This is a genomic window from Paenibacillus allorhizoplanae, assembly GCF_927798215.1.
In the GTDB taxonomy this organism is placed as follows: Bacteria; Bacillota; Bacilli; order Paenibacillales; family NBRC-103111; genus Paenibacillus_E; species Paenibacillus_E allorhizoplanae.
In genome coordinates, this window is the sequence record NZ_CAKMMW010000014.1 from 132,512 (window position 1) to 146,708 (window position 14,197).

A 14,197-nucleotide genomic window follows, 5' to 3' on the forward strand; every position below is an offset into this window, starting at 1 on the left:
GACTAGCATTGTCATCAGTATCATGGGGCCTACGTATCGAAAATAAGTCATCACATCAGGTCCTTTATCCCAAATTGAATCTCTTTGTCATTTACTTACCACATAAGAAAGTATACGTTTTCGGTGTCCGAAAACAGCTTTGTTATTGGCGATAAAACTTACATCTAAACACGGTCGCTCATCTTCGAGGTGCCTCGATAAAAGTTTTCTCATATATCTATACCATATTAAACATCTTCTCGATACCTATAACGGTTCATCTTCGCAAAAAGTTCAGATCTTAGTAAATATTTTTTAAAGTATTTTCTGGGAGTTGCCCGGAGCTCATCTAAATAATGTAAATATTGGGTCATCGGACCTATTCGCCTTTATTTCCGGGGAAATGAGGTAAAAAAAAAGCCCTCCCTACATTTACGTAGGAAAGGCTGCTTAGGGTACAGATTATTGGATGATAAAATCCTTCGTCAAAGTAAAGACGCTCTCGATGCCTTTCAGCACCAAGTGCGGAACCACACCAAGCACTACGCTGATTAGCGCACATAACCAAACGGTTATGCCTAATGGCACGGACACTTTGATCGCTGCTGGCTCGTAATCGCTACGCATGAACATTTGACGCACAATGCTGAAATAGTAGTAGAACGAAACAACGCTGGTTGCGATCATTAGAGCACCAAGCCAGTATTGCTGCGTCTGCATCGTTCCTAAAATGATGTAGAGCTTACCGAAAAATCCGCCTGATAACGGAATACCAGCTAAGGAAAGAATAATCAATACCATCGCCACAGCTGTTAAAGGTGCGCGATAGTACAGACCTGCGAAGCCTTTGGCTTCGGTATGACCTTCCGCCTGCTCGATTATCATCAATACAGCGAAAGCTCCGATGTTCATAAACATATACGCGATTAAGTAGAATATGAATTCCGAGAAATTGGCATAATGCGTGGCCGAAAAGTACGTTCCAATCGGAACGAGCAGATAACCTGCATTGGCAATTCCCGAATAGGCGAGTAGCCTTTTCATATTCGTTTGCTTCAGCGCAATGAAATTCCCCACGACCATCGCAATAGCCGCCATAACGGAGATCGCTAGGAAGACATCAGATTGCAATTTACTCTCTCCGAAGTCGCTGAATCCGAACAAGACATAGAAGACACGGAACAAGATGGCGAATCCAGCCGCTTTGGACACGACAGCCAAAAATGCCGTAACCGGTGTTGGCGCACCTTCATAAACATCTGGCGCCCAACTGTGGAAAGGTGCAGCGGCAATTTTGAAACCGAATCCTGCCAGCAACAAGAAGAAAGCAACGTAGAGCAGCGGCTCGTACGATGTGACCAACGTAGGAAGGGCTGCGCCAATCTCTTGCAGATTCGCAGAACCTACCATCCCGTACAGGAAGGACATGCCGTACAGGATAATCGCGGATGAGATACCACCCATCACCAAGTATTTGAATGCTCCTTCATTGGATTTCTTATCTTTCTTCTTCATAGCTACCATGAGGTAAGAAGTGATACTCAGCAATTCTAACCCGACATAGAGTGTAATCAAATCGCCCGAGGACGACATGATCATAGCCCCTAGCGCTGCAGGCAAATAGAAGTAATAATACTCTCCGACATGCGGGATGCTATCCTCTTTCACGAAGCCTAAGCTCATAAAGACGATGAGTCCCGTGCCGACAAGGGTACATAATTTAAGTAAGTTCGAGAAGTCGTCAACGCGATAGCTTTGATTCAAGAGTTGAATCGCTTCATCCGGATTCAGCTGCAGGACAACGAACACGGCAGAAATCGCGATGCCGACTAGGGTCAACCATCCGATAATCGAACGACTGAATCGGTTCGGCAGAACCAAATCCAAGAGAGATAGGATGATCGCGGTAGCAACCAGCGCAAGCTCAGGGAGCAGATACGATAAATCACTAGCATGGAGTCTAATCTGTTCCACTGGACTAACCTCCTATCTTCCCGGCTACGCTATGGATCAATTGATCCAAGCTGCCAATGGTTTGTTGTAGCGGCTGGCTCAGCACGCTTGGGTACACGCCCAGCAAGAGAATGAACGCGACCAAGGTAATCATCGGAACAGCCTCGATGAGACGCGCGTCGCGCATCCCTTGCTGCAGTAAGCTCGGCTGCTTAGGGCCGAACGTAATGTTCAGGACCCCACGCAGCACGTAAACCGCTGCGAAGATAATACCCAGTGTACCGACAATCGCGTACACACGGTGTGTTTCAAAGAGTCCGACGAACGCGAGGAACTCACTGATGAAGCCGGATAAGCCTGGCAATCCGAGTGAGGCCATGCCCCCAATCAGCAGAATACCGCTGATGAAGGGGATATTGCGAGCGAGACCGCCCAAGCGATCGAGCTGTGTGGTTTCGGTTCGTTCGTAGATGCTGCCGACGAGCAAGAACATCAGGGCTGAGATGAGACCGTGTGAGATCAGCTGGAACACGGCGCCTTGCAGACCTGCAATGTTGAATGCAGCAAGTCCCAACAGGACGATGCCCATATGGCTGATACTCGAGTAGGCGAGCACGAGTTTGAAGTCCTTCTGGACCATCGCGAGCAACGCGCCGTACACGATGTTAATGACACCTAGGAGCGCGAGCACCCACGCCCATTGCTGAGCTTCCGCCGGGAAGAACAGAATGCCGAAACGGATAAGGCCGTAGGCCCCCATTTTGAGCAAAATCCCGGAGTGAATCATAACCACAGCAGGCGGAGCCTCTGTATGTACTTTCAGCATCCACGTATGGAACGGGAAGATCGGCAGCTTGATCCCGAAAGCGACCAGCAGCATGATGAACACGGTCCACTTCATGTTTTGACTCATAAAGAATGGCGTACCGCTCTGATTCACATAAGCCTCAGGGGCCTGCAGTAGATTGTGTGCAATCGTATGAATGTCGCCGCTGTAGTAAATGATAGCCTCTGTCTGCGATGGATCTTGGTTAAATCCTGCAGTCGTAACCAGAATAAGGAAGGCAATCAGCATAATGGCTGAGCCAAGACCGTTATACAACAAGAAGCGGTTTGCCGCTTGCTCTCGGTTCATATACCCCCAAATTCCGATCAAGAAGAACATCGGCACGAGTGTAATTTCGAAGAACAGGAAGAACAAGAAGAGATCCTGTGCCATGAATACACCGAACATCCCCGTTTCTAGCAAGAGGAACAAAATGAAATACGTTTTCCAACGTTTCTTGATGTAAACAGACGCTAATGCGGCCATCGACGAAATCAGCGCCGTTAGAAAGACGAGCGGCAACGAAATGCCATCGACGGCTAACGAATATTTAAACTCGAAGAAGAATTGTGTAATTTGTTGAATACCCTCGTGGTTCAAAGGGACTTTGATCCAATCGAGCTGTTCTTTGTACTGTAGTGGATCCCCTTGATAGTTATAGTCCACATACAGCCATGCCGCCAAAATCAGCGGAATCAGCGTCGTGACGATACCTACCGTTTTGATCAGACGTCCACGATCACCCCGAAGGAAGAGCAGGACGAGCACACCAAGCAGAGGTGAGAAGGCAATCATACTAAGAATGGGTAAGTTAGCCGGCATGTATGAACCTCCTTCCTGCAATGGCAAGTGCCAGAATCAGCATCCCGAGCAGCATGATGACCCCGTAGGACTGCAGTTGACCATTTTGGAGTCGGGAGCCTAAGCGTCCAAGACTAACCACGGTGAAAGCAACTAAGCGTACAATCCCGTCAATAATGTAAATATCAATCAATTCCAGGATATAGCCAAGGCCACGAAGTGGTTTGACAACAATGGTGTCATAGATTTCATCGATGAAATATTTGCGATTTAGTAAAGTATACAGCCAAGGTAATTTACCCGAAACAATGTCCCGAGGGATGGTACGTTTGAGATAAATCAGGTAACCCAAGCCAATTCCGAGTACGCCAGCTAATGTGGATAAAATAATTACTGTCCAGTTAGCTGCCTCTTCATGGTCTTGCCCTGTTAACCAGTGACCCAGCCATTCATTGAATGGCGTATTCACGAAGCCTGCCACGACAGCAAGCACAGCAAGCACAATAAGCGGTGTCGTCATCGAAGCTGGAGATTCATGCGGCTCATGTGCGTGGTCATGCCCATGATCATCGTGATCCTCCGAAGTCACTGCTTTCGCTCTAGAAGAGCCCATAAACACAAGGAAGAACAGGCGTGACATATAGAAAGCGGTGAAGAAAGCCGCAATCACACCGACCCAGAACAGAAGCTGATTATGCTCGTACGCTTCTGTCAGAATCATGTCCTTCGACCAGAAGCCTGCGAATGGGAAGATACCAGCTAAAGCCAGTGTTCCGATCGCGAAGGTCCAGGTCGTGATTTTCATTTTGCGGGACAAACCGCCCATTTCGTTGATGTTCTGCGTATGAACCGCGTGAATCACACTACCTGCACCCAAGAAGAGCAGCGCTTTGAAGAAGGCATGTGTAAACAAGTGGAACATTCCTGACGTAATTGAAACGCCAATCCCCAGTGCCATCATCATGTAGCCGAGTTGACTCACGGTCGAGTAAGCGAGAATCCGCTTAATATCGTTCTGCGCGATACCGATGGTAGCTGCAAATATGGCGGTAAATCCACCGACATAAGCAACAACCATTAACGCATCCGGTGAGGCGTGGAAAATATCAAACGTCCGCGCTACGAGGTACACCCCAGCAGCAACCATCGTTGCAGCATGAATTAGCGCTGAGATCGGCGTTGGCCCTTCCATGGCATCGGGTAGCCACGTGTGTAGTGGGAATTGACCAGATTTACCCATTGCCCCGATGAAAATCAGAACAGCGATCCATGTGACGATCGTAGGGTCGATTTTGCCTGTTGTGAAGGCATTATGTATCGATGTGAAATCAAGCGCATGCCCTGGCATGTAGAGATACAACAGCAGGATTGCGATGAATAGGCCCACATCCCCGATGCGGGTGACGATGAATGCCTTTTTGGCGGCAGCCTTCGCCTCTGGCTTGAAGTACCAGAATCCGACAAGCAAGAAAGAACATACCCCTACTAGCTCCCAGAAGATGTAAAGCTCCAGCATATTTTCAGAAATAACAAGACCTAGCATGGAGAAAGAGAACAGCGCAATATAACCGAAAAACACGTGAATACGCTCGTCGCCTTTCATGTATCCTTTGGAATAAATGTTCACTAGTAACGAAACCAGTGTGACGATTACGAGCATCAGGGAGTTAAGATTGGTGACCTCAAACCCCATTTTCAGCGTAAAATCGCCCACTTGGAGCCAATTCATTTTATCCCATGTAAAATCCTCAACATTGCCGCCAATTCGCTCCACAAAAATGAGCAAAGCCACAATAAACGATAGCAGCATCGCAAAAATGCTAATGTAAATCCCTAAATCTTTCAGTTGACGCCCCATTGCCGTAAGCGCTAGAAAAGCAAGCAACGGAAACAATGGAATGAGCCAGGCGTACTGTGAATAGTCCGATACCATAGCCTTGTTAGCCTCCTAGCGCTTCATAGAATCCAAATCTGTCACTTCGACGGTACCTTTATTCCGGTAAATTGTGATTAATATCGCAATCCCTACAGCCGCCTCTGCAGCTGCAATCGTAATGTTAAAGAGGGAGAAGATATGCCCCGTTAATGCTGGGTGATCTCCTAGTTTCGAGAAGGCAATCAAATTCAAGTTCACCGCATTGAGCATAAGCTCGATGGAGAGCAAGACGATTACTCCGTTTTTCTTCGTTAATGCACCGTACAGTCCAATGCAGAATAGGATCGCCGCTAATGTAAGATAAGGAGTAATTAAGTTACCCAACGCTAATCCTCCTCTCTCTTTGCAACTACGATGGCACCAATGAATGCTACCGTCAGCAGCACGGACATGATTTCGAAGGGAATGACATGCACGTTATACAGCAGCTTCCCAATTTCGAGCGTATTATCCTTGCCAGCATCCAATGTCCCCGAAGAGACGAAGGTCGATTTCTGAATCGCATAGAACAAAACGCCGAACAATCCCACAGCGCCAAGAATGGCCAAGCCTTCATGCCATGGACGCTTAAGTCCCTCGTCTTCACCCTGTCTATGCTTCGTCATCATAATGCCGAAAATCATCAGAATGGAGATGGCACCGGCATAAATCAAGACCTGCACGAAAGCGACAAACTCCGCTTCAAGGATGACATACAGGCCAGCCAAGCTGATAAACGTGAGGGCCACTGCAACAACCATGTGCACGACTTTCGTAAAAGAGATCATAAAGATCGCCCCGCCGATCGCGAGCAACGCGAAAATGAAGAACGCCCAACTCGTACCGCTGGATAAGAAATCGCCGAGTCCACTAAACATCTTTCTTCGCGCCCCCTTTAGGCATCGCAGAATTGTTCTCTTGACGAATGTTTTGGGTGTTGTTGCTCAGCCACTCCATATTTTTGAACAAGTCATCCCGACTGTAGCTGCTAAGCTCAAAATTGTTTGTCATCACGATGGCTTCTGTCGGGCACACTTCTGTGCACAGGTCGCACAGGATACAAATTTCGAAGTTGATGTCATACGTATCAATGACCTTCCCCTTTTTCTCAGGGTCTGGGTTCGCTTTTCCAGTCAACGTAATACACTCCGTTGGGCACACACGCGCACATTGATTGCACACAATGCATTTCTCCGGATCAAAATATTGAATACCACGAAAACGATCCGGCATTTTAATCGGAACTTCCGGGTATGCGTACGTTACTTTCTTCTCAGTCAAATGCTTGAACGTAAAGCCTAAACCTTTCATAATGCCCTTCATGTGTTTCAACTCCTTCAAGTTTTGCGTTAGCAAAACTAACTTCGAAAGCATGGACTTAAAGTTTTGCGGAGAGGAAAGATCCGACCAAGATTAACTATCTTACTTGCTTAGAAGATGGTCATGATAATCGCCGTCACCAGCATGTTGACCAGTGCCAATGGAAGCAGCACTTTCCAGCCGAACCCCATCAATTGATCAATTCGAACACGTGGCAGTGTCGCCCGCAGCCAGAAGAGGAAGAACACGACCGATGAGAATTTCAACAGGAACCAGATAACGCCTGGTATGAAATCAAGGAATCCGAGTGGCGCATGCCATCCACCAAGGAAAATCAGACTCACCAGTGAAGCAATGACGAAGACGTACACATACTCGGATAGCATGAAGAAAGCGAAGCGGAAACCGCTGTATTCCACATGATAGCCCGCAACGAGCTCAGATTCTGCTTCTGGCAAGTCAAACGGCGTACGATTAAGCTCCGACACACCTGCAATCACGAAAATAATGAAACCCAGGATCTGCGGAATGAAATTCCAGTGCCAGAAGCCGCCTGTTTGATGATCGACAATCGTATGCAGATTCAAGCTGCCCGTCATCATAATTACACCTACAACCGAAATAACTAACGGGACTTCGTAACTAATCATTTGAGCTGCCGAACGCATGCCGCCCAGCAACGCATATTTATTGTTGGATGCCCAACCGCCTAGAATAATTCCGATAGTTGAGATCCCTGTTAGTGCTACGTAATAAAGCAATCCCACATTTAAATTCGCACCAAACATCCGGTCCGAGAACGGAATGGTCGCAATGATCGTAAAGGACGGGATAAAGGTAATGATGGGTGCGAGTATGAAAAGCTCACGCTCAGCTTTCTTAGGGATCGTATCTTCCTTAATGAGAAGCTTGAATACGTCGGCGACGCTTTGCAGCAGCCCAAAAGGTCCTGTCCGGTTCGGCCCAATGCGCAACTGCATCCAGCCGATGACCTTACGCTCGAAGTAGATCGCATAGGTAACGAACCCCAACACGAGCATAAGCATCACGATGCCCCAGAATAGGAATACGAAGAAGTTCGTCCATGTCAGACTCTCCTCCAATAAATTGACCATTAGGCATCCACCTCCCCAACGACAATATCGATGCCGCCCAGAATCGTAATTAGATTGGTCATCGATTCCCCCACCAGAAGCTTGGGCAATATTTGCAGATTCACGAAGGACGGTCTGCGGAATTTCAAGCGGTACGGTTCTTGCTTACCTCGGGAAATAATATGGCAGCCTATTTCCCCACGTGGAGACTCAATTGCTGCGTAAATTTCGCCTTCTGGCGGGCGAATGACTCTAGGCACTTTGCCCATCGTCTCGCCACCCTCAGGGAACACGTCTAAGGCTTGTTCCAGGATGCGAAGGGATTGTTTGATTTCTTCCATACGTATCAAATAACGGTCATAGCAATCCCCGCCACTCCGCACAGGCACATCGAACTGGAAGCGGCTGTACAGGCTGTAGGGCTGCGTTTTGCGAATATCCCAGTCAACACCCGTACAACGTAGGTTCGCCCCGCTAAGGCCGTACGCAATGGCTGTCTCAGCGTCATATTTGCCAACACCCTTAATCCGTGAGAGGAAAATCTCATTTCCGGTGACAAGTGTGTGATACTCTTCTAATTTGCCGTACATATACGGCACGAATTTACGTACCTTCTCGATCCAACCGTCTGGTGCGTCCCATTTTACGCCGCCTACACGCATATAGTTGTACGTTAAACGCGCGCCACACAGCTCGTTGAAGAGATCGATAATGATTTCACGGTCACGGAACGCATACAAGAACGGGCTCATCGCCCCGATATCCAGTAGGTACGTTCCCCACCACACCATGTGTGAGGCGATCCGTTGCAACTCCATTACGATTAAGCGAAGAAATTCCGCTCGTTCAGGTACTTCGAGTTGCATCATTCTCTCTACGGCGTTAACTAACGCGTAGTTGGTCGTCATCGCCGATACATAATCCATTCGGTCTGTGTACGGGATGATTTGGGTATAGCTGAGGTTCTCAGCCAATTTCTCTGTTCCTCTATGTAAGTAGCCCATAACGGGTATTGCTTCTCGAATGACTTCACCATCCAGCTTTACAATCACGCGGAAAACACCGTGTGTACTGGGATGCTGAGGACCAACGTTTAACAGGAGCTCTTCTGTCCGTAACACGTGCTACACCTCCGGGTCAAGCGGTTCGTAGTCTTTGCGCAGTGGATGACCCACCCAATCATCAGGCATCATGATCCTTACTAAGTTCGGGTGGCCAGGGAAGTCGATGCCGAAAAGGTCAAAGGCTTCGCGCTCGTTCCAGTTGGCCGTCGGCCAGACATCAGCTACCGAAGGTATGCTAGGTTGCTCACGATCTGTCTTCACCTTCACACAATACTCATGCTTGTGTGTGAGGGAAAGCAGATGATACGCCACCTCAAGGTGCGTTTCTTGATCCACACCGGAGAGATTGCGCAAGTAATCACAGCGCAGCTCTTCGTGATTCCGAAGCGTCAGCGCGGCCTGCGGCCAGCGCGAGCTGTGAATGATGACGTAAGGACGATGCGCGTCCCTTTCGTTGATGAAAGATTCGACAACGGCGTCTTCGCCTGCCTCGGCCTTCAGGATCGCGACCAGCCGGTCCAGCAGCGGCTGATTCGGTGATGGTTCCTTCGGCGTGGATGGATCCGCCGATTCTGTCTTCGCTCCGCGTGCTGCGGCTCGCGCGGCACGGGCTTCTGCGGCGGCCTGGGCTTTGGCCGCCTTCTCTTCGTCAGAGCCAGCGTCTGCGGACGCTGGCGTTGCTGTGGTGGCGGGCGCAGGCTCGCCCGCCTCTGCTGCCGCGCGCGCTGCGAGGCGTGCGGCTCTTGCCGCGGCGCGCTCTGCCGCCGCGTCCGTGGCGGCTGGCGTTTTGCTCTCCGAGCTTCCTGCTGCTTGGCTCTCGGAGCTTCCTGCCTTCGCACTTTCCGCTCCAACAGACTCGCCACCTTCCGTTTTGTTCTCAACCGGTCGGCTTTCCGCTTTAGCGGGCTCGCTGCCTACCGCTTTGCCTTCCTCTTTCCCATCCTCACCAACAGGAGGAGTCGGAACCGTGGTTTCTTCCGGCTTGTTCTCCTCACTCATCGATTGATCACCTGCTTCCCAGTCTTCGCTTCATAACGAATCTTCTCCTGAAGCTTATTGATGCCATAGATCAGCGCAGCTGGATTCGGTGGACAACCTGGGATATACACGTCCACTGGAACGATTTGGTCGACACCTTTCACGACCGAGTACGATTTTACATACGGTCCGCCTGCTGTTGCACAGGACCCCATCGCGATAACCCACTTCGGTTCAGGCATTTGTTCATAAAGTCGGCGCAACAAAGGAGCCATTTTCTTCGTAACTGTCCCTGCTACAATCATGACATCTGATTGCCTTGGTGACGTACGGAAGATGACTCCGAATCGGTCTAAATCATAGTGAGAACCGCCTGTTCCCATCATTTCAATTGCACAACAAGCCAAGCCAAAGGTTAATGGCCAAAGCGAATTACTGCGAGCCCAAGCTTTTACCTGCTCCAGTGTTGTCATAAATACATTACGGTTTATTTCTTCCCGTTCCTCGGGAGAGATTGATTCTAGACTGAAGTCCATCGCAGCACCTTCTTCTTCCAAGCGTATATTAATCCTATGGCAAGCAAGGCTACAAAAATACACATTTCAATTAATGCGAATAACCCAAGTTGATTAAAGGCAACTGCCCACGGATAGAGGAATACGGTCTCCACATCAAAGATGACAAACATCAAAGCGTACAAATAATATCGAATGTTAAACCGGATTTGTCCCTCACCTACAGGTTCATTCCCACTCTCATACGTCGTATACTTCTCATCGATGGGTTTACTCGGTCTTAACCATTTGCCAATCGTCAGCGCTGCTATGGGAAGGAAAATACCTAACCCTAGAAAAACCGCTACGATTACATAGTTATTTGTATACATCATGTGAATGTAACCGCCTCCATTTCTTATTTGCATTCCTTACGATTTCGATAGTTTTGGTAATAATCACCTATATCAGTATAACAAAAAGGGGTTTGGGCGTCGACATTAATTCTTTTCATGTATGAGTAGCATTTCACAGAAGTGGGTAATACTATTCACTGGGCATTCTAGTCTTGTCCAAATTTCCTATTTTGATAAGCGAAAGGAATGATTTCTTTGGCAAATGCATCGAACACTAATCATCAGCATAGAACCAATGACAAGGTTACCGAAACCGGCCGCTATCGCGATGCCGACGGCCAAAGCATCGAGCTAGTTGCAGGCCAAACGTTCCCTCCATGCCCGAAAACAGGGGAATCCACAGTCTGGCATCATGCTTAAAAAAGTAAATTATCAACGAGCTGTTCCTCTCATCCGAGAGGGGCAGCTTTTTTCTTCGCCATTTCAAAGCAAAAAAGCGGAAGAACCGAAGTTCCCCCGCTTTATTTCATATATTTATTTCCCGGACACACCGATACGATTTAATGCTCTTTGTAAGGAAGCTTCAGCACGTTTGAAATCTACGTTATCTTGCTTCGTTTCTGCAAGACGTTTCTCCGCACGCTCTTTCGCTGCTCTCGCACGATCGATATCAATTTGTTCAGGCAGCTCGGCGCTTTCCGCCAAAATAACCACCTTATCCTTGCGCACTTCCATGAAACCGCCGTTCACTGCGATGACTTCGTCTTTGGAGCCCGCTTTCTTCACAGTAATCGGAGCAATTCTAAGTGGAGTGACCAATGGAATGTGATTCGGCAGAATTCCAAGCTCCCCTTCAGCACCTTTCACGCTAACCATGTCCACTTGTTCAGCGTACACTTTGCGCTCCGGTGTTACAATTTCCAGTAGGAATGTACTCACTTGGATTCTCCTTCCTTAGAGTTTAGCAAAAGCTGATCTTAGCAAGATGCCAAGCTTACAGTGTTTTTGCTTTCTCGATAGCGTCCTCGATCGTTCCAACGTTGTGGAAAGCTACTTCAGGAAGGTTGTCGTGCTTACCTTCAAGAACTTCTTTGAAGCTGCGCACGGTATCTTTCATTGGTACATACAAGCCTGGGAATCCGTTAAACGGCTCAGCAACGTGAAGCGGCTGAGACAAGAACAGACGAAGACGACGCGCACGAGTAACGACCAATTTGTCCTCATCAGACAACTCATCCATACCCAAGATCGCGATGATATCCAGAAGCTCTTTGTAACGTTGAAGAATTTGTTTAACGCCTTGTGCTACTTTATAGTGCTCTTCACCAACGATTTCTGGTGTCAAAACACGGGAAGATGATGCTAGTGGATCTACCGCAGGGAAAATACCTGCAGCCGCGATGCTACGCTCCAAGTTCGTTGTTGCGTCCAAGTGAGCGAAAGCCGTTGCTGGAGCCGGATCCGTATAGTCATCGGCAGGAACGTAAATCGCTTGAATGGAAGTAACAGAACCTTTTTTCGTGGAGGTAATACGCTCTTGCAATTGACCCATTTCTGTCGCTAGGGTTGGTTGGTAACCTACCGCGGAAGGCATACGGCCTAACAAAGCGGAAACCTCGGAACCTGCTTGTGTGAAACGGAAGATGTTATCGATGAAGAGAAGAACATCTCTTCCTTCTTCGTCACGGAAGTACTCAGCCATTGTCAAACCGGACAAAGCTACGCGAAGACGTGCGCCTGGAGGCTCGTTCATTTGACCGAATACCATCGCTGTTTTTGCAATAACGCCGGAGTCTTTCATCTCGTGGTAAAGGTCATTACCTTCACGAGTACGCTCACCAACGCCCGCAAATACGGAGATACCGCCGTGCTCTTGTGCAATGTTGTGAATTAGCTCTTGCATCGTTACCGTTTTACCTACGCCGGCACCACCGAAGAGACCAATTTTACCACCTTTTGCATAAGGAGCCATCAAGTCAATAACTTTGATACCTGTTTCAAGAATCTCTGATTTTGTCGACAAGTTGTCGAATGCAGGAGCTTCTTTGTGGATCGGGCTAGTAAATGTACGGTCAACCGTTTCGATACCATCGATCGGATCGCCCAATACGTTAAATACACGACCTAGTGTTGCTGCACCAACGGGTACAGTAATCGCTGCGCCAGTATCTGTTGCTACGGCACCACGTACAAGTCCGTCTGTTGAGGACATTGCTACGCAACGTACGAGGTTGTCACCAAGGTGAACAGCCGCTTCAACCGTCATAGTGGACTGTTGTCCACCTTCGGTTCTTTCAATTTTGATTGCATTCAGAATTTCAGGGAGTTGTCCGCGTTCGAACTCAATGTCGACGACAGGCCCTGTAATATTCACAACGCGCCCTTTGCTCATGGTTTCCCTCCTAAGTAAAGCTTGTGTCTCCATCGAGACCGTTTATTCATTATGCGTTCGCGTTTGCTCCAGCAACGATTTCCGAAATTTCTTGCGTAATCGAAGCTTGGCGTGCACGGTTGTAAGCCAATGTGTAGCTGCTGATCATCTTCGTTGCATTCTTCGTAGCGGAGTTCATCGCTGTCATTCTCGCACCAAACTCACTCGCTTTACCTTCCAGAACAGCACTGTAAATAAGCGTCTCAGCATATTTAGGGAGCAGTACTTCCAGAACGCCTTCCGGTGACGGCTCATACTCATAGCTAGCTGCAGCCACGCCGGATACATCTTCCATAGGAAGCAGACGAATCATGGTTGGAATTTGGGTAATCGCGTTTTGGAACTTGTTGTAAATCAGGAACAGTTGGTCATACGTACCGTTAACGAAATTAGCAACAGCTGCTGTTGCAACAGGCTTAATATCCGAGAATTTAGGCGTATCCGGAACACCGGTTACTTCTTCAACAATCGGAATATTTCGTTTCGAGAAGAAATTGCTTCCTTTACGTCCGATTACGAAGACGGAGTACTCAGCTGTTGATTTATGATTCTCACGAATTTCAGTCATTGCTTTACGCAATACGTTGGCATTGTAACCACCAGCTAGACCACGATCGGAAGTAATGACCAAATAGGCCGTTTTCTTCACTTCACGTGACTGTAGCATCGGGTGCTTCACGCCTTTGGTGCCAGCTGCAATGCTTGCAACCACTTCTTTCAACTTCTCGGAGTACGGACGTGCCGCTTCCGCTGATTGCTGTGCTCTACGTAAGTTAGCTGCTGCAACCATTTCCATTGCTCTCGTGATTTGCTTCGTGCTTTGTGTGGATTTAATTTGGCGCTTAATCTCGCGCATTCCTTTTGCCATACCTGCTCACCTCTCTTTTGAGGCTTAAAAAGCCTTCATTCGAAGACCTGAATTCAGGCGTCCGCCTGCCCAGGATTCACATGGTAGCAAGAGCTTCACTTGACATGAAGCTCTGCCT

Annotated in this window: 15 protein-coding genes; 1 reads left to right on the plus strand and 14 read right to left on the minus strand. The window is 48.3% G+C overall.

Annotated elements, in window-relative coordinates; translation table 11 throughout:
- Nucleotides 1–441 precede the first annotated feature (441 nt).
- The 11 genes from L6I86_RS21730 to L6I86_RS21780 all read right to left on the minus strand — a co-directional run bounded on the left by L6I86_RS21730 (nt 442) and on the right by L6I86_RS21780 (nt 10,816).
- Entirely contained in the window at nt 442–1,953 is a 1,512-nt protein-coding gene (locus L6I86_RS21730) for an NADH-quinone oxidoreductase subunit N (protein ID WP_236290466.1), read from the minus strand.
- Nucleotides 1,954–1,957: 4 nt separating this feature from the next.
- Nucleotides 1,958–3,580: a complex I subunit 4 family protein gene (locus L6I86_RS21735; RefSeq protein WP_056611647.1), complete on the minus strand. Its 1,623-nt coding sequence runs from the start codon at nt 3,578–3,580 to the stop codon at nt 1,958–1,960.
- Nucleotides 3,570–5,492, minus strand: coding sequence for an NADH-quinone oxidoreductase subunit L (gene nuoL, locus L6I86_RS21740; protein WP_236290469.1), 1,923 nt, complete (start codon nt 5,490–5,492; stop codon nt 3,570–3,572). Before nuoL ends, L6I86_RS21735 begins: the two co-directional genes overlap by 11 nt.
- A 15-nt stretch (nt 5,493–5,507) precedes the next feature.
- On the minus strand, nt 5,508–5,819 hold the full coding sequence (nuoK, locus tag L6I86_RS21745) for an NADH-quinone oxidoreductase subunit NuoK (protein ID WP_056611652.1): 312 nt from the start codon (nt 5,817–5,819) through the stop codon (nt 5,508–5,510).
- Nucleotides 5,820–5,821: 2 nt separating this feature from the next.
- Nucleotides 5,822–6,352, minus strand: a complete 531-nt coding sequence (locus tag L6I86_RS21750) for an NADH-quinone oxidoreductase subunit J (protein ID WP_056611655.1) — start codon at nt 6,350–6,352, stop codon at nt 5,822–5,824.
- Nucleotides 6,345–6,797: an NADH-quinone oxidoreductase subunit NuoI gene (gene nuoI, locus L6I86_RS21755; protein WP_056611658.1), complete on the minus strand. Its 453-nt coding sequence runs from the start codon at nt 6,795–6,797 to the stop codon at nt 6,345–6,347. Before nuoI ends, L6I86_RS21750 begins: the two co-directional genes overlap by 8 nt.
- Before the next feature lie 107 nt (nt 6,798–6,904).
- A complete protein-coding gene (gene nuoH, locus L6I86_RS21760) occupies nt 6,905–7,909 on the minus strand; it encodes an NADH-quinone oxidoreductase subunit NuoH (protein ID WP_236290471.1) in 1,005 nt (334 codons plus the stop codon).
- Entirely contained in the window at nt 7,909–9,009 is a 1,101-nt protein-coding gene (locus L6I86_RS21765) for an NADH-quinone oxidoreductase subunit D (protein ID WP_056611664.1), read from the minus strand. Before L6I86_RS21765 ends, nuoH begins: the two co-directional genes overlap by 1 nt.
- A 3-nt stretch (nt 9,010–9,012) precedes the next feature.
- On the minus strand, nt 9,013–9,951 hold the full coding sequence (locus tag L6I86_RS21770; RefSeq protein ID WP_236290473.1) for an NADH-quinone oxidoreductase subunit C: 939 nt from the start codon (nt 9,949–9,951) through the stop codon (nt 9,013–9,015).
- The gene (locus L6I86_RS21775) at nt 9,948–10,466 is read right to left on the minus strand and encodes a NuoB/complex I 20 kDa subunit family protein (RefSeq protein ID WP_056611667.1); all 519 of its coding nucleotides are present in this window, start codon (nt 10,464–10,466) and stop codon (nt 9,948–9,950) included. Before L6I86_RS21775 ends, L6I86_RS21770 begins: the two co-directional genes overlap by 4 nt.
- The gene (locus L6I86_RS21780; protein ID WP_057313434.1) at nt 10,451–10,816 is read right to left on the minus strand and encodes an NADH-quinone oxidoreductase subunit A; all 366 of its coding nucleotides are present in this window, start codon (nt 10,814–10,816) and stop codon (nt 10,451–10,453) included. Before L6I86_RS21780 ends, L6I86_RS21775 begins: the two co-directional genes overlap by 16 nt.
- A gap of 219 nt (nt 10,817–11,035) precedes the next feature.
- Between L6I86_RS21780 and L6I86_RS21785 the strand changes: the two genes are divergently transcribed.
- Complete coding sequence (locus L6I86_RS21785; protein ID WP_236290475.1) at nt 11,036–11,200, plus strand: hypothetical protein; 165 nt, start codon at nt 11,036–11,038, stop codon at nt 11,198–11,200.
- Between the two features lie 114 nt (nt 11,201–11,314).
- Here L6I86_RS21785 and L6I86_RS21790 read toward each other — a convergent pair whose 3' ends face one another.
- The 3 genes from L6I86_RS21790 to atpG are packed head-to-tail and all read right to left on the minus strand — an operon-like array spanning nt 11,315 to nt 14,079.
- Nucleotides 11,315–11,719, minus strand: a complete 405-nt coding sequence (locus L6I86_RS21790) for a F0F1 ATP synthase subunit epsilon (protein ID WP_056611670.1) — start codon at nt 11,717–11,719, stop codon at nt 11,315–11,317.
- 55 nt (nt 11,720–11,774) lie between these two features.
- The gene (gene atpD / locus L6I86_RS21795) at nt 11,775–13,172 is read right to left on the minus strand and encodes a F0F1 ATP synthase subunit beta (protein ID WP_056611673.1); all 1,398 of its coding nucleotides are present in this window, start codon (nt 13,170–13,172) and stop codon (nt 11,775–11,777) included.
- Between the two features lie 49 nt (nt 13,173–13,221).
- Entirely contained in the window at nt 13,222–14,079 is an 858-nt protein-coding gene (gene atpG / locus L6I86_RS21800) for an ATP synthase F1 subunit gamma (protein WP_029195659.1), read from the minus strand.
- Nucleotides 14,080–14,197: the final 118 nt, after the last annotated feature.